17 protein-coding genes, 4 tRNA genes, 3 rRNA genes and 2 pseudogenes are annotated in these 22,928 nt (G+C 61.1%); 11 read left to right on the top strand and 15 right to left on the bottom strand.

Translation table 11 applies throughout. The features are described from left to right. From AC1D0I_RS29300 to AC1D0I_RS29310, 3 genes and pseudogenes are all read right to left on the bottom strand, one after another. A pseudogene (locus AC1D0I_RS29300) lies at positions 1-207 on the bottom strand (ABC transporter substrate-binding protein); the annotation flags it as partial. Between the two features lie 46 nt (positions 208-253). Continuing rightward, the gene (locus tag AC1D0I_RS29305) at positions 254-1,366 is read right to left on the bottom strand and encodes an ABC transporter ATP-binding protein (protein ID WP_457154409.1); all 1,113 of its coding nucleotides are present in this window, start codon (positions 1,364-1,366) and stop codon (positions 254-256) included. 439 nt (positions 1,367-1,805) lie between these two features. Beyond that, on the bottom strand, positions 1,806-2,465 hold the full coding sequence (locus tag AC1D0I_RS29310) for a TetR/AcrR family transcriptional regulator (protein WP_457154412.1): 660 nt from the start codon (positions 2,463-2,465) through the stop codon (positions 1,806-1,808). Between the two features lie 110 nt (positions 2,466-2,575). Here AC1D0I_RS29310 and AC1D0I_RS29315 point away from each other — a divergent pair, with 110 nt between their 5' ends. Genes AC1D0I_RS29315 through AC1D0I_RS29325 form a run of 3 tightly spaced genes read left to right on the top strand, consistent with a single transcriptional unit; the run spans position 2,576 to position 5,063 of the window. Then, positions 2,576-3,772: a Tm-1-like ATP-binding domain-containing protein gene (locus AC1D0I_RS29315; protein ID WP_477399553.1), complete on the top strand. Its 1,197-nt coding sequence runs from the start codon at positions 2,576-2,578 to the stop codon at positions 3,770-3,772. A 10-nt stretch (positions 3,773-3,782) separates the two neighbouring features. Beyond that, the gene (locus AC1D0I_RS29320; RefSeq protein ID WP_477399555.1) at positions 3,783-4,637 is read left to right on the top strand and encodes a phosphoenolpyruvate hydrolase family protein; all 855 of its coding nucleotides are present in this window, start codon (positions 3,783-3,785) and stop codon (positions 4,635-4,637) included. Positions 4,638-4,643: 6 nt separating this feature from the next. Then, positions 4,644-5,063, top strand: coding sequence for a cupin domain-containing protein (locus AC1D0I_RS29325; protein WP_457151941.1), 420 nt, complete (start codon positions 4,644-4,646; stop codon positions 5,061-5,063). A gap of 27 nt (positions 5,064-5,090) precedes the next feature. Here AC1D0I_RS29325 and AC1D0I_RS29330 read toward each other — a convergent pair whose 3' ends face one another. Further along, the gene (locus AC1D0I_RS29330) at positions 5,091-6,281 is read right to left on the bottom strand and encodes a M24 family metallopeptidase (protein WP_457151942.1); all 1,191 of its coding nucleotides are present in this window, start codon (positions 6,279-6,281) and stop codon (positions 5,091-5,093) included. Positions 6,282-6,652: 371 nt separating this feature from the next. On the opposite strand from AC1D0I_RS29330, the gene AC1D0I_RS29335 reads away from it, so the two are divergent. From AC1D0I_RS29335 to AC1D0I_RS29360, 6 genes are all read left to right on the top strand, one after another. Further along, positions 6,653-8,263 carry an ABC transporter substrate-binding protein gene (locus tag AC1D0I_RS29335; RefSeq protein WP_477399558.1) on the top strand — a complete coding sequence of 537 codons (1,611 nt, stop codon included), beginning with the start codon at positions 6,653-6,655 and terminating at the stop codon, positions 8,261-8,263. Between the two features lie 183 nt (positions 8,264-8,446). Further along, positions 8,447-9,433, top strand: a complete 987-nt coding sequence (locus tag AC1D0I_RS29340; RefSeq protein ID WP_477399560.1) for an ABC transporter permease — start codon at positions 8,447-8,449, stop codon at positions 9,431-9,433. Continuing rightward, a complete protein-coding gene (locus AC1D0I_RS29345; protein WP_477399562.1) occupies positions 9,430-10,260 on the top strand; it encodes an ABC transporter permease in 831 nt (276 codons plus the stop codon). Before AC1D0I_RS29340 ends, AC1D0I_RS29345 begins: the two co-directional genes overlap by 4 nt. Beyond that, positions 10,257-11,066, top strand: coding sequence for an ABC transporter ATP-binding protein (locus tag AC1D0I_RS29350; RefSeq protein WP_477399564.1), 810 nt, complete (start codon positions 10,257-10,259; stop codon positions 11,064-11,066). Before AC1D0I_RS29345 ends, AC1D0I_RS29350 begins: the two co-directional genes overlap by 4 nt. Continuing rightward, positions 11,063-11,839, top strand: a complete 777-nt coding sequence (locus AC1D0I_RS29355; RefSeq protein ID WP_477227844.1) for an ABC transporter ATP-binding protein — start codon at positions 11,063-11,065, stop codon at positions 11,837-11,839. The genes AC1D0I_RS29350 and AC1D0I_RS29355 overlap by 4 nt, the downstream gene beginning before the upstream one ends. A gap of 85 nt (positions 11,840-11,924) precedes the next feature. After that, positions 11,925-12,467 (top strand): L-2-amino-thiazoline-4-carboxylic acid hydrolase, encoded by a 543-nt coding sequence (locus tag AC1D0I_RS29360; protein WP_477399566.1) that lies wholly within the window; start codon positions 11,925-11,927, stop codon positions 12,465-12,467. A 64-nt stretch (positions 12,468-12,531) separates the two neighbouring features. Here the strand turns inward: AC1D0I_RS29360 and AC1D0I_RS29365 are convergent, their stop codons facing one another. Beyond that, the gene (locus AC1D0I_RS29365; RefSeq protein ID WP_477343978.1) at positions 12,532-13,143 is read right to left on the bottom strand and encodes an NAD(P)-dependent oxidoreductase; all 612 of its coding nucleotides are present in this window, start codon (positions 13,141-13,143) and stop codon (positions 12,532-12,534) included. Positions 13,144-13,183: 40 nt separating this feature from the next. Then, positions 13,184-13,818: pseudogene (locus tag AC1D0I_RS29370) on the bottom strand (DsbA family protein). A gap of 142 nt (positions 13,819-13,960) precedes the next feature. Between AC1D0I_RS29370 and AC1D0I_RS29375 the strand changes: the two are divergent. Beyond that, entirely contained in the window at positions 13,961-14,878 is a 918-nt protein-coding gene (locus tag AC1D0I_RS29375) for a LysR family transcriptional regulator (protein WP_477227841.1), read from the top strand. Positions 14,879-15,114: 236 nt separating this feature from the next. Here the strand turns inward: AC1D0I_RS29375 and AC1D0I_RS29380 are convergent. The 3 genes from AC1D0I_RS29380 to AC1D0I_RS29390 all read right to left on the bottom strand — a co-directional run bounded on the left by AC1D0I_RS29380 (position 15,115) and on the right by AC1D0I_RS29390 (position 18,635). Continuing rightward, positions 15,115-15,191, bottom strand: a tRNA-Met gene (locus tag AC1D0I_RS29380). A 170-nt stretch (positions 15,192-15,361) separates the two neighbouring features. After that, positions 15,362-15,476 (bottom strand): 5S ribosomal RNA (gene rrf / locus AC1D0I_RS29385). 300 nt (positions 15,477-15,776) lie between these two features. Beyond that, a 23S ribosomal RNA gene (locus tag AC1D0I_RS29390) occupies positions 15,777-18,635 on the bottom strand. Here AC1D0I_RS29390 and AC1D0I_RS29395 point away from each other — a divergent pair. Next, on the top strand, positions 18,630-18,974 hold the full coding sequence (locus AC1D0I_RS29395) for a hypothetical protein (protein ID WP_477228969.1): 345 nt from the start codon (positions 18,630-18,632) through the stop codon (positions 18,972-18,974). The genes AC1D0I_RS29390 and AC1D0I_RS29395 overlap by 6 nt on opposite strands. 82 nt (positions 18,975-19,056) lie before the next feature. Here the strand turns inward: AC1D0I_RS29395 and AC1D0I_RS29400 are convergent. The 6 genes from AC1D0I_RS29400 to AC1D0I_RS29425 form a co-directional block, all read right to left on the bottom strand. After that, positions 19,057-19,132: transfer RNA gene (locus tag AC1D0I_RS29400), tRNA-Ala, on the bottom strand. 56 nt (positions 19,133-19,188) lie between these two features. After that, positions 19,189-19,265, bottom strand: a tRNA-Ile gene (locus tag AC1D0I_RS29405). Between the two features lie 316 nt (positions 19,266-19,581). Further along, a 16S ribosomal RNA gene (locus AC1D0I_RS29410) occupies positions 19,582-21,066 on the bottom strand. Together the 16S, 23S and 5S rRNA genes with 3 tRNA genes alongside form the textbook arrangement of a ribosomal RNA operon. A gap of 600 nt (positions 21,067-21,666) precedes the next feature. Continuing rightward, complete coding sequence (locus AC1D0I_RS29415) at positions 21,667-21,978, bottom strand: type II toxin-antitoxin system RelE/ParE family toxin (protein WP_477399568.1); 312 nt, start codon at positions 21,976-21,978, stop codon at positions 21,667-21,669. A gap of 3 nt (positions 21,979-21,981) precedes the next feature. Further along, positions 21,982-22,248 carry a type II toxin-antitoxin system ParD family antitoxin gene (locus AC1D0I_RS29420; protein ID WP_477399570.1) on the bottom strand — a complete coding sequence of 89 codons (267 nt, stop codon included), beginning with the start codon at positions 22,246-22,248 and terminating at the stop codon, positions 21,982-21,984. Between the two features lie 538 nt (positions 22,249-22,786). After that, positions 22,787-22,863, bottom strand: a tRNA-Met gene (locus tag AC1D0I_RS29425). Between the last annotated feature and the right edge of the window lie 65 nt (positions 22,864-22,928).

Consider the following 22,928-nt stretch of genomic DNA (forward strand, 5'->3'; position numbering starts at 1 on the left):
GTCGACATCGAGCTTCACGGTATTGCCAGACTTGGGCTTGTACTGCTCGTCGAGGTACTTCTTCATAATGCGGGTCGGGGGCCAATCCGGCACCGCCATCGTCAACGTCACTTCTTCGGCAGAGGCATAGGTCACGCCTCCCACCAGTAGCGTGGCAGCGAAGCTTGCGGCTGTCGCTAGCCCTTTCACTTTGGTCATCGCCGTCATTCGCGTTTCCTCCCTTGGTTAACCGGATTGCTTCTCGCCGTTCGCGTCAGGTCATTGCCTGGCCGCTCACGGCGCGGAAGACGTGGATTTTCCTGTTATCGATGGCGATCGATGCCGAATCGCCGGTCCTGATGCTGGCGGCGATCGCTTCCGGCAGCACCATGCGCAACATCTCGCCGCCGGCCTCGACCGAGACGATCGTGATGTCGCCGAGCGGTTCGACCAGATGCACCTTCGAGGCAACCCCGGCTTCGCCCTTGGCGGCGAGCCGAATGTCGCTCGGGCGAATGCCGATCAGCGCGGCCTCGCCGGCATCGGCAGTCTTTGGCGCCGTCGCCGGAACCAGTGTCCCGAGCGGCGTGTCGAAAGACCTGGTGTCGGCGCGCACCGAGGCCGTGAACAGATTCATGTGCGGCGAGCCGATCTTGCTGGCGACATAGGTATGGATCGGCTGCTCGTAAAGCTCGTCCGGCGTGCCGATCTGGACGATGCCGCCATCGCGCATGACGGCGATCGTCTCGCCCATCGAGAGAGCCTCGAGCTCGTCGGGCGTGGCATAGATCACGGTCATGCCGAACTGGCGGTGCAGCCGCTTCAGCTCGGCGCGCGTCTCGTGCCGAAGCTTGGCGTCGAGATTGGTGAGCGGCTCATCGAGGAGAAGAATCTTTGGCCGGCGGATCAGGGAGCGGCCGAGCGCGACGCGCTGCTGCTCTCCGCCGGACAGGGTTGCCGGCTTGGCCTTCAGGCGGTGTGTCAGCTTCAGGATCTCGGCGGTCTCTTTCACCCGCTTGTCGATCTCGGCGCGCGCGACTTTCTCCTCGCGCAGCGGATAGGCGAGATTGTCGTAGACCGTGAGGTGGGGGTAAAGCGCGAAAGACTGGAAGACCATCGAGATGCCGCGGCCGGCGATCGGCGCATGGGTCATGTCGCGGCCGCCGATCTCAAGCGTGCCGGAGTCGGCCTGGACGAGGCCGGCGATAGTGCGCAGCGTCGTCGTCTTGCCAACCGAGCTCGGCCCGAAGAGTACGAAGAAGCGGCCTTCGTCGACGGCGAAGCTCAGGTCGTTGATGGCGCGCACGGATCCATAGGCTTTGCTGAGCCCATCGAGGCGCAGCGCAATCCCCTTGCCGGCACTGGCGCGAGGCGACGTCTGCGTCACGATGTGCCACCTCGTGCGGACGGAACACGCGCCATCCGTGTGATCCTCCTCGCCCTGCCGAAATGGACTGCGGCTGTCATTCCCGATCCGCCTTTTCTTTCCTAATCTGGTATTACCAATTTAAGATGCTCGTCAAGCGCTTTCTTAAAATTTGCCGTCACCGAAATAAGCTGAAAACGTCCGCTATATGTTGGTATTTCCTTCATTTTTGGCAATTCTCCACCTTCATCCCGTTCGCAAAACGCCAATCCCCAAAATCACTGAAATCGCCGACCTTCAAATCTGGTCGAACCAGATTCGCTCCGAGCTACCGCGGCGACCGCCCAGGATTGCCCTCGACGACCCCCAATCCGGTCCGCGTCGGGAGAAAGTCTCATATCCTGCATCCGCCTTCGTCCAGCCCTCCTCCATGCCCAACTCACGCCGCCACCACCCCTGGTCAGGATGGCGTCCGGAGTCGCGCCTGGCGCACCAGCGCTGAGGCCGCCCACCGGGCGACGGCCAGGGTCTTGCCGCTGTCCAGGCCCCAGATGTCCTTCAGCACAATCAGCAGTTCGACGCCGAAAATCAGCGACAGCGCCTGCGCCAGGCGCTCGAATTCGCGCGGCGGCAGCTCGCCCCTCAGTGGCGCAAGCGCATCCTCCAGCAGGTCCATGCGATGGCCACGGGTGAAGGGTGGCTCGCCGCCCAGCGTGCCTGCCTGCTCGCGCGCCCATTGGTCCAGCGACAATTTCAGGGCTGCCTTGAACGTTGCCTCGAAGGCCTCGATGCGCGGCATCGCGCTGTCTATCAACTCCGCCACGCGGCGTTCGGCATCGGACGAATCGGATCGCCACTCGAGTATCGGGCCTAGCCCTTCGTCGACCACCGCGTGGACCAGCGCCGCCTGGCTCGGGAAATAGCGATAGGCGGTGGCGCGGGAAACTTCTGCCGCTTCGGCAACCTCGCTGACCGACGGCGTGACGCCCGCCTGCATCAGCCTTGTCGCCGTCTCCAGGATAAGCCGTTTCGTGCGCGCGCGAGGCCCACGCTCCAGCGCCTGGCCGCTACCCCGCTCGGCGTCTTCGCCTGCTGTCGATTGTTGACGTGAGACATCCATGTCAATACGATACGCGCGTCTCAAAAATTTGCAATGACCTTCGCATCGTCGAGCGGCCGGGCAATGAGCGGTGGGGCGCAGCATTGCGCCGGCCTGGATTGGGGAACGCAATGAAGCGCATCTATGTGGTGGGCACGGCTGACACCAAGGGCGAGGAACTCGCCTTCCTGGCGGATGCGATAGCCGCCACGGGCGCCGCCGTTTCGCGCGTCGATGTCGGGACGCGCGACCCAACCGTCGCGGTGGACATCCCGGCGAAAGACATTGCCGGCCATCACCCCGGCGGTCGTGACGCCGTGCTCGGCGGCAATGACCGTGGCGCCGCGGTCGCCGCCATGGGCATCGCCTTCGCCCGCTTTGTCCAATCGCGAAACGACATCGCCGCCATGATCGRCATTGGTGGCGGCGGCGGCACCTCGATCATCACCTCTGGCATGCGTGCCCTACCGCTCGGCCTGCCCAAGATCATGGTCTCGACGCTCGCTTCCGGCGACACCGCGCCCTATGTCGATGTCTCCGACATCGTCATGATGCCATCGGTGACCGACATGGCCGGGCTGAACCGGATTTCCCGTGTCGTCCTGCACAACGCCGCCCTGGCCATATCAGGCATGGCGGCCAGGCCGGCGCCGCCGGCCGATGGCAAACCGTCGATCGGCCTCACCATGTTCGGCGTTACCACCCCTTGCGTGACCGCCATCGCCGACCAGCTTCGCTCGACCTATGACTGCATGGTCTTCCACGCCACCGGCACCGGCGGCCGCAGCATGGAGAAGCTGGCCGACAGCGGCCTGTTGTCGGGGGTCATCGACATCACCACGACGGAGGTCTGCGACCTGCTGTTCGGCGGCGTGCTGCCGGCGACCGAGGATCGTTTCGGTGCGATCGCCCGCACCGGGCTGCCCTATGTCGGCTCGGTCGGCGCGCTCGACATGGTCAACTTCTGGGCGCCGTCGACGATCCCGGAACATTATCGCGGACGGTTGGTGTACGAACACAATCCGAACGTCACGCTGATGCGCACCACGGCGCAGGAGTGCCGCGCAATCGGCGAATGGATCGGCACCAGGCTCGCCCTCTGCGAGGGGCCGGTGCATGTCCTCATTCCGGAAAAAGGTGTCTCGGCGCTCGACATCGAAGGCGGTGCTTTCTTCGATCCAGAGGCCGACGCCGTTCTGTTCGAAGCCGTCGAGCGCACCATCCAGCCGAACGACATGCGCCGCGTCACGCGCCTGCCGCTGCACATCAACGACCCCGAATTCGCCGAGGCCGCGGTTGCGGCCTTTCTCGACATCGCCAGACAGTGAGATCCAGGACATGCCCGCCATACCGCGCAAGGACATACTGAAGAAGTTCAGGGCAATGATCGAAAAGGGCGTGCTGATCGTCGGCGGCGGCGCCGGCACCGGCCTGTCGGCCAAGGCCGAGGAGGCCGGCGGCATCGACCTCATCATCATCTACAATTCCGGCCGCTACCGCATGGCCGGGCGTGGCTCGGCCGCCGGCCTGCTCGCCTATGGCAATGCCAACGAGATCGTCAAGGAGATGGCCTATGAGGTGCTGCCGGTGGTCAAGAAGACGCCGGTGCTGGCCGGCGTCAACGGCACCGACCCGTTCGTCATCATGCCGCTGCTTCTCGCCGAGCTGAAGACGATGGGCTTTTCCGGCGTGCAGAACTTTCCCACCATCGGCTTGTTCGACGGTCAGATGCGGCAAAGCTTCGAGGAGACCGGCATGGGTTTTGGGCTCGAGGTCGAGATGATCGCCGAGGCGCATAAGCTCGACCTGCTGACCACGCCCTATGTCTTCAACCCCGATGAGGCCCGCGCCATGACAAGGGCCGGTGCCGACATCGTCGTCGCCCATATGGGGGTGACGACCGGCGGCTCGATCGGCGCCACCTCGGCCAAGTCGCTCGACGACTGCGTTGTCGAGATCGATGCCATTGCCAACGCGGCCCGTTCGGTGCGCAAGGATGTCATCCTGCTTTGCCATGGCGGGCCGATCTCGATGCCGGATCACGCGCGCTATATCCTCGACCGCTGCAAGGGCCTGCACGGCTTCTATGGCGCAAGCTCGATGGAACGGCTGCCGGCGGAGGCCGCGATCGCCAAACAGACGGCTGATTTCAAGGCCGTCTCGCTTCATGACCAGAAGAAAAAGAAGGGATGATGAGAGATGACCGACAAGAGCAAGATGTTTGTCTACCCCAAGGACGTCAGCGCCTTCGGCTTCGACTGGGGCAGGCTGGCGTTGACGGTGGCCCCTGAAGTGAATGGCGCGACGCGCTTTTCCGGCGGAGTCGTCGACCTGCCCTCCGGCAAGGGCCACACACGCCACAACCATCCGGGCGCGGAGGAAATCATCTTCGTCATCTCAGGCAACGGCGAGCAGATGGTCGAGGACGAGAAGGGCAATCCGGTGGTCGAGAAGGTCGGCCCCGGCTGCACCATCTACGTGCCCGAAAGCCGCTTCCACTCGACGCTCAACACCGGCGATGGGCCAATGCAGCTTTTCGTCGTTTATTCACCAGCCGGGCCGGAACTGGTGCTGCGCGAGCTGCCGGATTTCAGGCTGCTGCCGCCGGGCGACAAATAGGTTTTCCGGACAGCACCTGCCATCCGCCTATGAAGCGCCACCCCTGTTCCATCCCCGGCCCCGGTCGCCGAACATCACATAGCCGGTGTCCGTCACCGCCAGTGTATCCTCCAGCTTGATGAACCCCCGCGTCGGGTGAAGCATGGTCGTCTCGACTGATAGCACCATGTTCTTTTCCAGCGGCTTGGCCGCGTAGGTGCCTTCATAGGTCACCGGATGGTTGGTCATCAGGAACGGCGCTTCGTGCGTGATCAGCCCCATGCCGTGGGCGAAGAAATCCGTATAGGCCGCGACCTTCGAGGCCTTCAGCACACCCTCGGCGTGCGAAATCATGTCGCCGCCAAGCGTGCCCGCCCTGACCTTGGAGAACGCCGCCTTTTGCACTGTCTCGACCTCGGCCAGCAGGTCTTCGAGTTCGGCATCCGGTTCGCCCAGAATGCCCATCCGGCAGAGGTCGCCGATATAGCCGTGATAGTTGCCGCCGGAATCGATCGACAGCACCTCGCCCTTCTTCCACGCCTGCGGTGAAGCGGCGCGGTTATGGCTGGAGCCCAGCGTCAGCAGGCAATATTCGAAATGCGCGCCGCGATTGGTCTCTTCGCGCCGAAGCTGCTCGATGATGTCGGTCTTGGTCGTGCCTTCGCCCGCCCAGGCGATTGTGGCCAGCATGGAATCGGTGATCAGTTCGGAAGCGGTGCGCAGCTTCTCCAGCTCTGCATCGGTCTTGATGGCGCGCATGCTCTCCAGCATGGCTGTCGCATCGATCAGCTTGGCGTCCGGCAATGCCTTGCGGATCAGCGTGTAGGCATCCGATGGCAGGAAGCTCGGCTCGATGCCGATGCGGGCGCCCGTTTTGCCGATCTTCCGCAGGTGCTCGACGGCGAGATTGGCAGCATCGAGCGTGCCCCAGCAGGCGGCGTGCAGGGTCGGTGTCCAGAACGGGTTGTTCTGGTGCTCGGCGCCTTCCATGCGGTTGCCGATATAGGCGGCATGATCGGGTCCGCCCTTCTCATAGATGACGACAGGCAAATAGCGGCTGTGGCCGATCGCATCCATGGCGGCGAAGAAGATGAACTTGTAGCCGCCCAGCAGATACTGCGTGTTGTGCTTGGAGGTCGCCAGCAGCACATCGATGCCTGCCTCCTCCATCAGCCGGTCGACCCTTGCCTGGTCGAACGGGATATTGCTGACGGCACTCTTGCCCTGAGCAATGTTCATCTCTCTCTCCCTGAATTGCCCGAGATCGCCGGCCGTTTGCTCCCGATCCCTTGGCTGTGGATCAAATCTGCACCATTTCGCTCGCTCTGGTCTAGCCAGAAACACGCGAAATGGCCTGCTTCAAACTCACCATATCGTTATGTCAGCGCATTCAACAGAATCTGGTCCTACCAGATCGATCGAATTGAACCGCTCCTCCAAACTGGTCCAGCGGACGAAAATTTCAAAGCCAAGCAAGGATGCGCCAATTCCGTCTCTGGCGAAACCCTCGGCAAGGCTCATAATCGCCACCGCAAGGACGCTGGCGGGCTCGCCGGCGTTCGAGGGGATTGGCGCACCCGGTTGGGTTGCGGAGAGGACGGAGTTCGATCATGTCAGGTTTCACGATTTCCAGACGCCAGATGCTTGCCAGCTCGGCAATGCTGCTGGCCTCCACCGCCATGCCGACATTCGGCTGGGCGCAGACGCCGAAGAAGGGTGGGCGCCTGGTGCTTGCCGCCGATTCCGAGCCGCGCAACCTCAACCCGGCGATCGTCGCCTCCAACGGCGTCTTCTTCATCTCCAGCAAGATCGTCGAAACGCTGGCTGAAGCCTCCTTCGACGGCAAGGACGGGCTTGCGCCGCGGCTGGCCTTGAGCTGGGAAGGCGCTGCCGACGGGCTCTCCGCCACGTTCAAACTGCGCGATGGCGTCAAATGGCATGACGGCAAGCCGTTCACCTCGGCCGATGTCGCCTTCTCGGCGTTGCAGGTATGGAAGCCTCTGCAGAATCTCGGCCGTACCGTGTTCAAGGATCTCGCCGCCGTCGACACGCCGGATGATCTCACCGCCGTGTTCAAATTCGCCAAGCCGACCCCGTTCCAGCTGATCCGCAACGCGCTGCCGGCACTGAGCAGCGTCGTGCCGAAGCACATCTACGAGGTGGGCAAGATCGAGGACAACCCGGCCAACAACGCGCCGATCGGCACCGGGCCGTTCAAATTCGGCGAATACAAGGCTGGCCAGTACTACCGGCTGACGAAGAACACGGATTACTGGGGCAAGGACGAGCCCTATCTCGACGAGATCATCTATCAGGTGCTGCCCGACCGCACGTCGGCGGCGAGTGCACTGGAAGCCGAAGAGATCCAGCTCGCCGCCTTTTCCGCCGTGCCGCTGGCTGACCTCGACCGCATCTCCAAGGTGCCGGGCCTCAAGGTGATCTCCAAGGGCTATGAGGGGTTGACCTATCAGCTCGTCGTCGAGATCAACCATCGCCGCAAGGAGCTGGCCGACCTCAAGGTGCGCCAGGYGATCGCGCATGCCATCGACAAGGATTTCGTCGTCAAGACGGTGTTCCTCGGCTATGCCGCCACCGCCACCGGTCCGGTGCCAAAGAACGATCCGCAATTCTACACCGCTGACGTGCCGACCTATGCCTTCGACGTCGCCAAKGCCAATGTGCTGCTCGACGAGGCCGGTTACAGACGAGGCGCCGACGGCAACCGCTTCTCGCTGAAGCTTTTGCCGGCGCCCTATTTCAACGAGACCAAGCAGTTCGGCGACTATCTGCGCCAGGCGCTCGCCGCCATCGGCATCGATGCCCAGCTGGTGAACAACGACTCGGCCGCGCACATCAAGGCCGTCTACACCGACCACGCCTTCGACCTCGCGGTCGGCCCGCCGGTGTTCCGCGGCGACCCGGCGATCTCGACCACCATCCTGGTGCAGAGCGGCATTCCAGACGGCGTGCCGTTCTCCAACCAGGGTGGCTACAAGAACGATGCGCTCGATGCCTTAATCGCCAAGGCATCCGAGACGCTCGACACAGCTGCCCGCACCGACCTCTACAAAGAATTCCAGAAACAGGTGGCCGCCGACCTGCCGCTGATCAACGTCGCCGAATGGAGCTTCATCAGCGTCGCGCGCGACACCGTCGGCAACATTGCCAACAACCCGCGCTGGGCGGTGTCGAACTGGGCGGACACCTATCTGGAATCGTGACACAGTCGCGCGGATGAAAGTTCGCGGCGAAACTGTCGTAGATACACGGACAGACGTCGAGCTCGACGATACCCCCCTCTGTCCTGCCGGACATCTCCCCCTCATGGGGGGAGATTGGCTGGCCGCGCCGCCCAGGCGCGGCATATTTATTAGGCGGCTCAGTGACCAGCGCTCGAGGCCACCGTGACCCGCGCCCTCATCCTCCTCCGTCGTCGCCTGGTCGGCAGCATCTTCGTGCTGCTGATCGTCGTTGTCGGCACCTTCCTGCTGCTCGAAGCAGCGCCCGGCGACGCGGTCGACGCCTACATCGTCTCGACCGGCGGCGACGCCGGCATGATCGAACTCCTGCGCCACCGCTGGGGCCTCGACCAGTCGGAGTTGACACGGCTGGCCAATTATCTCTGGGCGCTGCTGCATCTCGATCTCGGCCAGTCGGTGACGTTCTCCCGGCCGATCCGCGACGTGATCCTCGAGCGGCTGCCCACCACGCTGCTGCTGATGATCAGCGCCACCGCACTCTCTTTCGGGCTGGGCTCGGCACTCGGCATCTACGCCGGCGCCAGACCGGGCAGTTTTCGCGACCGTTTGCTGTCGATCGGCTCGCTGGCGCTCTATGCCGTGCCGGGTTTCTGGCTCGGCCTGGTTCTGATCGTCGTCTTTGCCGTCGACCTGCGCTGGTTGCCGATCGGCGGTATCGAGACCCTGGCGTCTGACAAGACCGGCCTCGACCGCGCCGCCGACATCGCCATCCACCTCATCCTGCCGGTTTCGGCGCTGGGCTTCATCTATCTGGCGCTCTATCTGCGCATGATGCGTGCCGGCATGGCCGAAGTCTGGCGGCAAGATTTTGTGCTGGCCGCCCGCGCCAAGGGGCTGTCCCGCCGCCGCATCGTCCTCGCCCACGTCGCCCGCAACGCACTCTTGCCACTGGTCACTATGCTCGGGCTGCAATCGGCGCAAATGCTCGGCGGTAGCGTCGTCATCGAGAGCGTCTTTTCCGTGCCCGGCCTCGGCCGGCTGGCGCAGGAAGCGGTGGCCGCGCGGGACACTCCCCTACTGCTCGGGATTATTCTCACCAGCGCCGTCCTGGTCATCGTCATCAACCTGCTCGTCGACATCGCTTATGCCTTTCTCGATCCGCGCGTCGGCGCCGGCGAGGCCGGCACATGAGCCCGCTCCGCCGTTTTCTGCCCACACCCGAGGCTGTCGCCGGCGCCATCCTCCTGGCGGCGCTGATTGCCATGGCGCTGTCGGCAGCGCTGCTGTTTCCCGGTGACCCGCAAGCCATCGCCGGACCAGCGCTGCTGCCGCCATTTCAGGACTGGTCGCTGCCGCTCGGCACTGATCGCCTCGGTCGTGACGTGCTGGCCGAGTTATTCCATGGCGCCCGCACCTCGCTCGCCGTCGGGCTCACGGCAGCGGCGGCGGCCCTCGCCATCGGCTCTGTGGTTGGCACGCTGGCCGGCTTTGCCGGTGGGCTCATCGACGAGATGCTGATGCGTATCACCGACGCTTTCCAGACCGTGCCTGGCTTCCTGCTGGCGCTGGCCTTCGTCAGCGTCGTTGGACCGTCGCTCGGCATCGTTGTGATTGCTATCGCGCTCGGCACCTGGACCGGCCCGGCGCGTGTCGCCCGCGCCGAGGTCCTCTCCATTCGGGAGCGCGATTATGTTGCCGGTGCCAGGGTCATCGGCATGCATCCGCTGGCGATCGCTTTTCGCGAAGTTCTGCCCAACGCCTTGCCGCCGGTGCTGGCCATGTCCTCGGTGATCGTCGCCGCCGCGATCCTCACCGAGGCAGCCTTGTCCTTCCTTGGCCTGGGCGATCCCAACAGGGTGACCTGGGGCGGCATGATCGCCGAGGGCCGCGCCGTGCTGCGCACCGCGCCCTTCCTGTCGATCGTCCCGGGCATTGCACTGGTGCTGACTGTACTGGGTGTCTATCTCGCCGGTGAAGGCATCGTCGAAACGACAGCCGTAAGAAGAGGCCTGTCGTGACCACACTGGCTTCGATCCGCGACCTGACGGTGACCTACCGCCGCGATGGCAACGAGGTCGCGGCGTTGAAGACTATCAACCTCGACATCGTCGCTGGCGAACGCCTGGCCATCATCGGCGAAAGCGGTTCGGGCAAGAGCACGCTGGCATTGGCGATTGCCGGGCTGATGCCGCGGTCTTCCCAGATTGAAGGCCGCATTGACTGGCTCTTGCCACCGTCGCCATCCTCTGGTGCCAAGGCCCCCCTCGGCGGCCGAGACATCGGCTTCGTCTTCCAGGATCCGTCCGCCAGCCTCGATCCCGTCATGACGGTCGGCAAGCAGATCGCGGAAGTGGCATACACCCATCTCGGCCTGACATGGCCACAGGCGTACGCGAAGGCAAAGAGCTTGCTTGAACGCGTCCGCCTGCCGGACTCGGCCTTACGGGCCTTCCCGCATCAACTCTCCGGCGGCCAGAAGCAGCGTGTGGCGATCGCCGCCGCGATTGCGGCGGGTCCGAAATTGCTGATCGCCGACGAGGCGACCAGCGCGCTCGACACCATCGTGCAGGTCGAGATCGTCGCTTTGATACGGCGGCTGGTGGCAGAGGACGGCATGACGCTGCTGTTCATCAGCCACGACATCGCGCTAGCGGCCGAGCTTGCCGAACGGATTGCCGTGTTCCGTCATGGTGAACTGCTCGAGCTAGGAATGACGGCACAGATCGTTGGTGCGCCAACCCAAGCCTATACGCGTACGCTGCTCGATGCCCATATCGGCCTCGACGCCGCACCGCTGCTCAACCGAGCCGGGCCCGACGCATGAGCTTGCTCACGGTTTCCAACCTCACCAAGAGCTACCGTCGTGGCGGCAAGACCATTGCCGCCGTCGACGATGTCTCCTTTCATATCGACCCCGGCGAAACGCTGGCGCTGGCAGGACCGTCCGGCAGCGGCAAATCGACGATCGCGCGGCTGGTGCTGCGGCTGATCGAACCGGATGCAGGCCGTATCGAATTCGAAGGCAATGATTTCCTGGCTTTGAGTGGCGCAGCATTGCGGGCGCGACGCGCCCGCCTGCAGATGGTGTTCCAGGACCCGCTTGCCGCCTTCAACCCGCGCGCCACGGTGGCGCGCGTGCTCGACGACCCCTTGCGTATCCATGGAATCGCCGCCCGCGCCGAACGCCCGCGCCGCATCGCCGCCTTGCTGGAGCGCGTCGGGCTGACCGCTGATGTCGCCCCGCGCGCCATCCATGAAATCTCCGGCGGCCAGCGCCAGCGCGTCGCCATCGCTCGCGCCATCGCGACTAAGCCGTCGCTGATCGTGCTGGACGAGGCAGTGTCGGCGCTCGATGTCTCGGTGCGTGGGAAGATCCTCGAATTGCTGCTCGACCTGCAACGCCAGGAACGGATCGCCTATGTCTTCATTTCACATGATCTCGGCGTCGTCCGGGCGATCGCCCACCGCGTTGTCCTCCTCGAAGCCGGCCAAATTGCTGAGAGCGGCGATGCCCGGACCGTCATCGACGCGCCGCAATCTGCCATCGGCAAGGCGCTGGTGGCAGCCGCGCCAAGATTGAACAGGATCCGACCATGACCCCGAACCGAAGGACCGCGCCAGCGAAAAGTGGGATCCGGTTTTCGGGACAAGATCATGGTCAAACAACAAACCAGGACCCAACATGACCGACCCCGAAGCCAGATCCGAAAAGCTGTCGCGCGAACTCGATTCCGCCTTTCGCAACCGCGCCGATCTCTATCGTCTGTTACTCGAAGAACTGACTGGAGAGCTCGGTGCGGAACGAGCCGAAGCGATCATGATCCGCGCCATCGAACAGCGCGGCAAGGAAGTGGCCGCAGCCGCCTTCGCCAGCTTCGGCGCCAACGATGCACGCGCGATCGGCGAAGCCTTCCTGGCCATCAGCCCTGACGGCGGCCGCATGTATCCGACCGATGTCGAACGCAGCGATAGCCGCATCGCCTTCAAGGTCAGACGCTGCCCGCTGAAGGACGCCTGGGTCGAGGCCGGGCTCAGTGACGAGAAACTTGCCACGCTCTGCCGTATTGCCGGCGCTTTCGACCGCGGCCTGTTCGAGGCGACCGGTGTGCGTTTCGACAACGTCACCTGGACGCCGGGCCACGGCTCCGGCTGCTGCCACATCGTGCTGACCAACAGGGCCGGCGATCAGGAGGCAGACGATGCTGGACGCGCCGCACCGAACTGAAGGACGTCGGCAACGCCGACGCTGTTCGAAAGAAGCCTGACAAGATCGGCCGGGCTTCGTTCGATCAGTAGCCGACGGTGAAGCGCTGCCTGACGTGGGCCGGCTTCTCGATCTCGTCGACCATGACGATGGCGTAGTCCTCGAACGAAATGCTGCTGCCCTTGTCCGAAGCGAGAAGGGTGTCCCTGCCGAGACGGAATTGGCCGGTGCGCTCCCCAGGAATGAACATGGCGGACGGCGACAGGAACGTCCAGTCGAGGTCACCGACGGTCTTCAGCCTGTCCAGGAAGTCAGCGCCCTTCTGCGCTTCAGCCTTGTAGATCGCTGGGAATTCCGGCGTATCGACCAGACGCTTGCCGGGTGCGACTTCGAGACTGCCGGCACCGCCGACAATGAGATAGCGCTTCACGCCGGAGGCGCGCACGGCAGCGATCAGCGCGTCGGCATCGCTGTCCAGAAAATGCACGGCGCTGATCACCACATCATGGCCGCGGATCAGGTTGGCGAGGCCTTCCTTGTCGAAGACATCGCCCTTCCTGGCTGTCACGCCCGGCAGCGCCGCGATCCTTTCCGGGTTACGGGCGATGCCAGTGACGGTGTGGCCGCGATCCGAGAGTTCCCTGAGAAGGCGCGAACCGACAGCGCCTGATGCGCCGATGAGAGCGACTTTTGCCATGTCTTTTCCGTTTCCTTGTTGGAGATTGCTGGTGGATGGATCACGCCGCGATGTGGGCGACGAGGTTGTCGAAGCTGCCGAACAATGCATTCGAACCGATGAGCCGGGGCGCGTCGTTGCGCATGACCGCCAGAGCGGGCACGCCATCGGCATGCAGGCGCTGGAACAGCGCGCGGCCACGGCCGACCAACTCGCGGTGGGCCGTCATCAGCTCCTCCGTCGGCGCCTTCAGCAGGTCGCCCGCGCTCCTCATGTCGGCGGCGGCGAGCACCTGGGCAACGCCGTCGATCGTCACGATATCGCGCCGTCGACATAGCGCGCCCGCTGGATCGTCTTCAGCGCGAAAAGTCTACGGCAGGGATCTACCAGGCCGGCAGCACTGATGCCGAGTGTGGCGGCGTGCGAGTCCAGCAAGGTGCCGCGGACATTGAGGACGTTGTGTTGATAGGCCTGCRTGAACTTCTGTCCGGTGAGCCGCTCGATGCGCTGATCGTTCGCCCAGGCGTGGGCGGCAAAACCTTCATCCATCGGACGCGCGCCGGCACCCGAGAACAAGCCGGTCGGCAGCAGCTCGACGCACACGCCACCGGCCGACAGCCTGTCCAGCATCGGGGTGGCGCCATAGCACCAGCCGCAGAGCGGATCGAAGAGGTAGGTCACTTCTGAATTGCTCAAGATCGCTGCCATCCTTGGTGCGGAAATGCCGGCCACCGACCGGTCGAATGTGTTGGCGCATCCATGACAGGCGACAGCCTTGCGATAAACAGCGTCCAATAATACAAACTGTCTGATCTAATCAGACAAAAAGGCTGTCGCTTTGGCCGAACTTCTGAACCTCAATCGGCTCGCCTACTTCACCACGGTGATGGAAACCGGCTCGTTCACCGCAGCGGCTGACCGRCTTGGTGTCGCCAAGGCCGTCGTCAGTCACCAGATCGGCAAGCTCGAGGAGGAATTGGGCGCAACGCTGCTTCAGCGGACCACACGGCGCGTCACGCCAACCGAAGAAGGTCGCCTCTTCTATGATCGCGCGATGATCATCCTGCGCGAGGCAGAGGCGGCCTATGGCGAAATCTCGCACGGAGCGTTCGAGCCGAGCGGGACGCTGAGGCTGACCGCGCCGCTCGACTATGGCACCAAGGTGGTGGCTCCGGTCATGGCCGCTTATCTGAAGGCCTATCCGCATATGCGCGTCGAGGCGATCTTCGAAGACGCGGTGAGCAATCTGGTGGACGAGCAGATCGATCTCGGCATCCGCGTCGGCTGGCTCGCCGATTCCTCCAACCAGGCGCGTCGCCTGGGCACGATACGGCAGACCGTGGTGGCGAGCCCCGCCTTCGCGGCAAGCCTGCCGCCCGACGTCAGCCCGCGCCAGGCAAGATCGCTGGCCTGGGTCGGCAACGCCCAGCTGCGCGGCATCGGCCAATGGTTGTTTTCCAGGGATGGTGAAACCGTGCTGACCGAACTCAATCCGATCATCATGTGCGACAAGAGCCCCGCCGCCCATGCCTGCGTGCTCGCCGGCATCGGACTGGGCGTATTTCCCGACTACAGCGTCAGCGACGATATCGCGGAGGGACGACTGGTGCCGGTGTTTGCCGACTGGAGCTTGCCCACCGGCGGCATCCATGCCGTCTTTCCGCCGGCCCGGTTCCGGCCCGCCAAGGTGCGCGCCTTCGTCGACTTGCTCGCCGCGGCCGAGAAAAACCGATCGCGCGGCCGCACCATGGCGTGACGCCTATTCGGCGACCTGTTGCAGGACGCTGCAACAGATGGGCAATTTCCGCCGCATGGAAACGTCAGAGACAACTTACATTGATGGGAGAATCGACGGCAAGGCGTCCCAAACGCGCAACGCCCGCCGGCTTTTGGCCAGGCGGGCGTTTGTGATTTGGTTGCGGGGACAGGCAGTTCACGGCCACGGTCGGCCGGACACAAAAACAGCCCGGGCTTGGCCGGGCTGTTTTAATTTGGTTGCGGGGACAGGATTTGAACCTGTGACCTTCAGGTTATGAGCCTGACGAGCTACCGGGCTGCTCCACCCCGCGTCAACTAGAAGTAAGCGCAAGCCTACGATAGGGATGGCCTACAGATAGGTAGAAGCCTCACCAAATGAAAGGGCCGCTTACGCGGCCCGTGATCCCGTTGGCGGGCCTGTTCATAAAGAGAAGATTTCTCTGCATCCGATTTGGATGTGAGATCAACGTGCGTTTGGCAGACCTGGCAGCGACCTACTCTCCCGCGTCTTGAGACGAAGTACCATCAGCGCTGGAGCGTTTCACGGCCGAGTTCGGAATGGGATCGGGTGCAGCCGCTCCGCCATAACCACCAGGTCGGCAAAACGCACGTTTGTTTCGAGAAGCTTTTGAGCGAATAGCTATTAGTGAGTAGCCAATAGGGATTACCTATTTTTTGGCCGTCTCGGAGCTGTTCGCTGGTCTTTTTTGTGCCTGGCTGTTCTTGGGGTCTGGCCCTTCGAAGCGAAGCTTCGCAAGGTCGACCGACCGTCGGCGCCGATGCGCCGCACCCACGTAGTGCCGCCCGCAGGGCGGAACAAGCGTGAGTAAGAACAAACCATCTGACTTCTGGCGACAATCCTTTGGATTGCGCCGAGATGGGCATAAGGAATGAGAACGATCAAGCCGATCGAACTATTAGTACCGGTAAGCTTCAAGCGTTGCCGCTCTTCCACACCCGGCCTATCAACGTGGTCGTCTTCCACGGTTCTCAGGGAATACTCGTTTTAAGGTGGGTTTCCCGCTTAGATGCCTTCAGCGGTTATCCCGTCCGGATATAGCTACCCTGCTATGCGGCTGGCGCCACAACAGGTCCACCAGAGATCCGTCCATCCCGGTCCTCTCGTACTAGGGACAGATCCTTTCAATATTCCTACACCCACGGCAGATAGGGACCGAACTGTCTCACGACGTTCTGAACCCAACTCACGTACCGCTTTAAATGGCGAACAGCCATACCCTTGGGACCTGCTCCAGCCCCAGGATGCGATGAGTCGACATCGAGGTGCCAAACAACCCCGTCGATATGGACTCTTGGGGGTCATCAGCCTGTTATCCCCGGCGTACCTTTTATTCGTTGAGCGATGGCCCTTCCACGCGGGACCACCGGATCACTATGACCGACTTTCGTCTCTGCTCGACTTGTCAGTCTCGCAGTCAGGCAGGCTTATGCCATTGCACTCAGCGAACGATTTCCGACCGTTCTGAGCCCACCATCGCGCGCCTCCGTTACTCTTTAGGAGGCGACCGCCCCAGTCAAACTACCCACCATACATTGTCCCGGACCCGGATAACGGGCCGCGGTTAGACATCCATAGTAATAAGGGTGGTATTTCAAGGGTGGCTCCACCTGAGCTGGCGCCCAGGTTTCAAAGCCTACCACCTATCCTACACATGCCACTACGAATGCCAATGTAAAGCTATAGTAAAGGTGCACGGGGTCTTTCCGTCTAACCGCAGGAACCCCGCATCTTCACGGGGAATTCAATTTCACTGAGTCTATGCTGGAGACAGCGGGGAAGTCGTTACGCCATTCGTGCAGGTCGGAACTTACCCGACAAGGAATTTCGCTACCTTAGGACCGTTATAGTTACGGCCGCCGTTTACTGGGGCTTCGATTCAGAGCTTGCACCCCTCCTCTTAACCTTCCAGCACCGGGCAGGCGTCAGACCCTATACGTCGTCTTGCGACTTCGCAGAGCCCTGTGTTTTTGATAAACAGTCGCTACCCCCTGGTCTGTGCCACCCTCCTCCACTTGCGTGGAAAAGGGTCACGCTTCTTCCGAAGTTACGCGTGCAATTTGCCGAGTTCCTTCAGCATAGTTCTCTCAAGCGCCTTGGTATACTCTACCAGACCACCAGTGTCGGTTTCGGGTACGGTTTATAAGGAGGAGCTATTTCCTGGAACCACGCAGCAGCCCGTTCAATCCGATAAGATTGGACTACCTCAATGATCCGTCACTACCTCCAAGCCCACGAATATTAACGTGGTTCCCATCGACTACGCGTTTCCGCCTCGTCTTAGGGGCCGGCTAACCCTGCTCAGATTAGCTTTAAGCAGGAACCCTTGGTCTTTCGGCGGGGGAGTCTCTCACTCCCCTTACGTTACTCATGTCAGCATTCGCACTTCTGATACCTCCACCACCCCTCACGGGTATGGCTTCATCAGCTTACAGAACGCTCCGCTACCGCTCGTGATTGCTCACGAACCCTAAGCTTCGGTGTATGGCTTTAGCCCCGTTACATTTTCGGCGCAAAGACCCTTATTTAGACCAGTGAGCTGTTACGCTTTCTTTAAATGATGGCTGCTTCTAAGCCAACATCCTGGTTGTTTTGGGATCCTCACATCCTTTCCCACTTAGCCATAACTTGGGGACCTTAGCTGTAGGTCAGGGTTGTTTCCCTTTTCACGACGGACGTTAGCACCCGCCGTGTGTCTGCCGACTAGTACTCCCAGGTATTCGGAGTTTGGTTAGGTTTGGTAATCCGGTGAGGACCCCTAGCCCATCCAGTGCTCTACCCCCTGGGGTATTCGGTCGACGCTCTACCTAAATAGATTTCGCGGAGAACCAGCTATTTCCGAGTTTGATTGGCCTTTCACCCCTAGCCACAAGTCATCCCGAACTATTGCAACAGTTATGGGTTCGGTCCTCCAGTAAGTGTTACCTTACCTTCAACCTGCTCATGGCTAGATCACTCGGTTTCGGGTCTAATGCGACGAACTGAACGCCCTGTTCAGACTCGCTTTCGCTGCGCCTACACCTAGCGGTTTAAGCTTGCTCGTCACACTAAGTCGCTGACCCATTATACAAAAGGTACGTGGTCACCCAGGACGAACCTTGGGCTTCCACTGTTTGTAGGCAATCGGTTTCAGGTACTCTTTCACTCCCCTTGTCGGGGTGCTTTTCACCTTTCCCTCACGGTACTAGTTCGCTATCGGTCATGCACGAGTACTTAGGCTTGGAGGGTGGTCCCCCCAATTTCAGACAGGATTTCACGTGTCCCGCCTTACTCGAGGACGATGATTTGCATTACGCGTACGGGGCTGTCACCCACTATGGCCCTACTTTCCAGAAGGTTCCGCTTGTCTCATCATCGCCACTGGCCTGGTCCGGGTTCGCTCGCCGCTACTTCCGGAGTCTCGGTTGATGTCCTTTCCTACGGGTACTTAGATGTTTCAGTTCCCCGCGTTCGCCACTTTACCCCTATGTATTCAGGGTAAGTTACCTATTATCGATACTTGGAAACCACAGCAGCATCAGCGTAATCTCGAAGAGATTGTCGCTCCAACGCGCCCCCAAAGGGATCGCGCCGGCCTGCTGCTCTGATTTTCCAAGTACCTTAGGTGGGTTTCCCCATTCGGAAATCTACGGATCAAAGGGTATTCGCACCTCCCCGTAGCTTATCGCAGCGTATCACGTCCTTCATCGCCTGTGCATGCCAAGGCATCCACCAATTGCCCTTAAGACACTTGATCGTTCTCATTGCCAATGCCCACCTGCGCGATCTCGAAGAGATCGTCGCTTCAGCCAAATCCCGAAGGATCCTGCTTCAGCGCGACCCCGAAGGGATCGTCGCATGGGCCAAATCCTGTGCGGGATTTAGCCCGATGTCATTGGCACAAAAAGACCAGCTTCTCGAGATCGGTTCGAGGGTGCGGTTAGGCAAACCCATCATATGCGGGAGATTGAGCGTCTCCCGCGACAAATCACAAGCCTTTTGGGCTCATGAAGTTCGAACAAATCTTCTCTTTACGATGTCAAACAGAACAGGCGGGAAAGCCAAGAAAGCTTCCCGCAAATCTTTTTTCGAATGACTTTTTCTCGGACACCTTCATCTCCACTCGACACCTCTTTCTTCCCTGGAGAAGAAGCGACAATCCCTGCGGATTGCGCGAGTGGTGGAGCCGGACGGGATCGAACCGACGACATCCTGCTTGCAAAGCAGGCGCTCTCCCAGCTGAGCTACGGCCCCTGATTATTTTCCCGACAGATATCGAGGAGATCCGACAATCCTTGCGGATTGCGAAGTGGTGGGCCTGGGAGGACTTGAACCTCCGACCTCACGCTTATCAAGCGCGCGCTCTAACCAACTGAGCTACAAGCCCTAAGCCCCAAGCGCAGATGGTAGTCGGCTTCGAGGCAGAGCCTCGCAAGGCCGCCAAATCTAACTAAAACCGGCGGCCGTCGCGGCTCGTGCCGCGCCCTCGCGGAGCGCCAGCACCCGCCCATCTTAATCAACAGGAGGGTGCGACACGGCGCGCGAGCGCAATCCAAAGTCATTCGCTGAAGAAAGAGAAACGAAGGCGGCAGACCCGCTTAAGGTATGCGCGACGGTCAGAGTGACTCTCTGCCGTCTTGTTCCAAGAGAACCGAAAGGCAGAGGCTCATCAGATGAGCGTTTCCATTAAGGTTCTTCCTTAGAAAGGAGGTGATCCAGCCGCAGGTTCCCCTACGGCTACCTTGTTACGACTTCACCCCAGTCGCTGACCCTACCGTGGTCGCCTGCCTCCTTGCGGTTAGCACAGCGCCTTCGGGTAAAACCAACTCCCATGGTGTGACGGGCGGTGTGTACAAGGCCCGGGAACGTATTCACCGCGGCATGCTGATCCGCGATTACTAGCGATTCCAACTTCATGCACTCGAGTTGCAGAGTGCAATCCGAACTGAGATGGCTTTTGGAGATTAGCTCGACCTCGCGGTCTCGCTGCCCACTGTCACCACCATTGTAGCACGTGTGTAGCCCAGCCCGTAAGGGCCATGAGGACTTGACGTCATCCCCACCTTCCTCTCGGCTTATCACCGGCAGTCCCCTTAGAGTGCCCAACTGAATGCTGGCAACTAAGGGCGAGGGTTGCGCTCGTTGCGGGACTTAACCCAACATCTCACGACACGAGCTGACGACAGCCATGCAGCACCTGTCACCGGTCCAGCCGAACTGAAGGGATCCATCTCTGGAAACCGCGACCGGGATGTCAAGGGCTGGTAAGGTTCTGCGCGTTGCTTCGAATTAAACCACATGCTCCACCGCTTGTGCGGGCCCCCGTCAATTCCTTTGAGTTTTAATCTTGCGACCGTACTCCCCAGGCGGAGAGCTTAATGCGTTAGCTGCGCCACCGACAAGTAAACTTGCCGACGGCTAGCTCTCATAGTTTACGGCGTGGACTACCAGGGTATCTAATCCTGTTTGCTCCCCACGCTTTCGCACCTCAGCGTCAGTACCGAGCCAGTGAGCCGCCTTCGCCACTGGTGTTCCTCCGAATATCTACGAATTTCACCTCTACACTCGGAATTCCACTCACCTCTCTCGGACTCGAGATTGCCAGTATTAAAGGCAGTTCCGGGGTTGAGCCCCGGGATTTCACCCCTAACTTAACAATCCGCCTACGTGCGCTTTACGCCCAGTAATTCCGAACAACGCTAGCCCCCTTCGTATTACCGCGGCTGCTGGCACGAAGTTAGCCGGGGCTTCTTCTACGGTTACCGTCATTATCTTCACCGTTGAAAGAGCTTTACAACCCTAGGGCCTTCATCACTCACGCGGCATGGCTGGATCAGGCTTTCGCCCATTGTCCAATATTCCCCACTGCTGCCTCCCGTAGGAGTTTGGGCCGTGTCTCAGTCCCAATGTGGCTGATCATCCTCTCAGACCAGCTATGGATCGTCGCCTTGGTAGGCCATTACCCCACCAACTAGCTAATCCAACGCGGGCTCATCCATCTCCGATAAATCTTTCTCCCGAAGGACGTATACGGTATTAGCTCCAGTTTCCCGGAGTTGTTCCGTAGAGATGGGTAGATTCCCACGCGTTACTCACCCGTCTGCCGCTCCTCTTGCGAGGCGCTCGACTTGCATGTGTTAAGCCTGCCGCCAGCGTTCGTTCTGAGCCAGGATCAAACTCTCAAGTTTTGAAACTTTGATTGGCTTTTATCTGGTCACGCTTTGAATTGACGAGAACATTCACACCTAGACACTCACGTGTCTTGGTAGACTTTATTCTCTCAAAACGTGTCCGCCAAAGTCTCGTTCGAACAACCTATCCCTGGCGGGATAAGAGGTTCAGCAGGACTCTGCCGCCCACGTTTCTCTTTCTTCAATATTCAATTTTCAAAGAACAGACACCGCAGACGCAGTGTCGTGGCCCGTTTCGCTTTTGGCTCCGGGGCCGTCCGAGTGTCGCTTACGCGGCTCTCTTGAATCTCACAACGGGCAGGCTTAGAAGCAAACTTCTTCGTCGCCAGCGGCGTGCCGCCCTCGTTGGTGAGGCGTATATAGTCGCCACCTTCAACAACTGTCAACAGCCAAGATCACCCTTTTTTCGATTTCTCGTGGAGATCTTGGTGAGGCCGGAATTTGTGAGTTGGCTTGGCCCGATTGCGACCGGCTTTCCGGCGCAGCTTATCCCCATGAAGCTCGCCACCAGATCAGCGCCGAGCGGATGCCATCGGCCCGAAATCGCTGGCCTCGCTGGGCGGTGCGCCATGGCCGCCCCCCCTGCTTGAGCGCCGCTTAGAGCCGTTCTTCAAGCAATCCCGGCGTGATGTTGCGGCCCGCGTAAAAGACGCCCAAAATCAGCACCCGCTCGCCCTCGACGGCGAATGCAATGCTGACAGCGCGCCGGTACCCAACAATCCGCAGCCCAGGCATGATCTCGACCCGCTCGGTGCCGCGCTGTGGAAAAGTCGACAGGCCGAGACAATGCTCGCGGATACCCACAACGAAATTCCAGGCGATCGCAGGCGATGCGCGCTCCGCTATATCGTCATAGAGCGCTTCCAGCTCGGACTCCGCCTTGGGGTGGAAGACAATCTGATACTCCATCCCCTACTTGGCTTTCGCCTGTTTCGCGCGATGACGCGCCTCCAGCCGCGAAAACACCGTGTCGGCAGGGATCCCTTTCGCTGGATCCTGCTGGAGCTCAGCCAGGCGCGCCGGTGCATCTTCACGCAGCCATTTCTCCCGCTCCGCCTCGAAGTCCTCGAGCATGCGCAGGCCCGCGCGGACAACCTCACTGGCGTTGTTGTAGCGGCCTGATTCGAGCTGCTTCCTGATGAAGCTCTCATAGTGGTCGTTTAAAGCGTAATTTGGCATGGCAACCTCCTGCAAAGATTATGGGGGCGCCCAACGCGGATAGCAATAGATGTCATCTATTAGCAATCTGGCTGATTCGGCCATGCTCCACCTTGCCGCCATCCGGCTCCGGGAGAGATGCCGTCGCCTCATTCGGCACGACCGGAATGTCGTCTCAGCCTTGAGGGCGCCGGCGCAATCGAGGAGCGGCATGCAAAGTCGATGCCCRCGGTCGTCATCTCAAATGGCAGCATGCGCGCGACGACGGACGCGAACTCCAACCGGATCGCCGACGCGCTCGGGATGTCATTTCTGTCCGGCTTTGTCGTGTCACGCAGATATTGTCGTTTGCGCTTCCGATCTACGGCTCACATATGCTCCAAACGCGCAACGCCCGCCGGCTTTTGGCCCGGCGGGCGTTTGGTTTCGGGGACAGGCTTTGTCTTATTTGTCCTGCTGCGTCGGCTTGGTTCTTTGTGGGGCCCCTGAGGGGTTCGAATTCACGGCCACGGTCGGCCGGACACAAAAACAGCCCGGGCTTGGCCGGGCTGTTTTAATTTGGTTGCGGGGACAGGATTTGAACCTGTGACCTTCAGGTTATGAGCCTGACGAGCTACCGGGCTGCTCCACCCCGCGTCAACTAGAAGTAAGCGCAAGCCTACGATAGGGATGGCCTACAGATAGGTAGAAGCCTCACCAAA

It is taken from the genome of Mesorhizobium sp. P2_D1 (assembly GCF_056404455.1).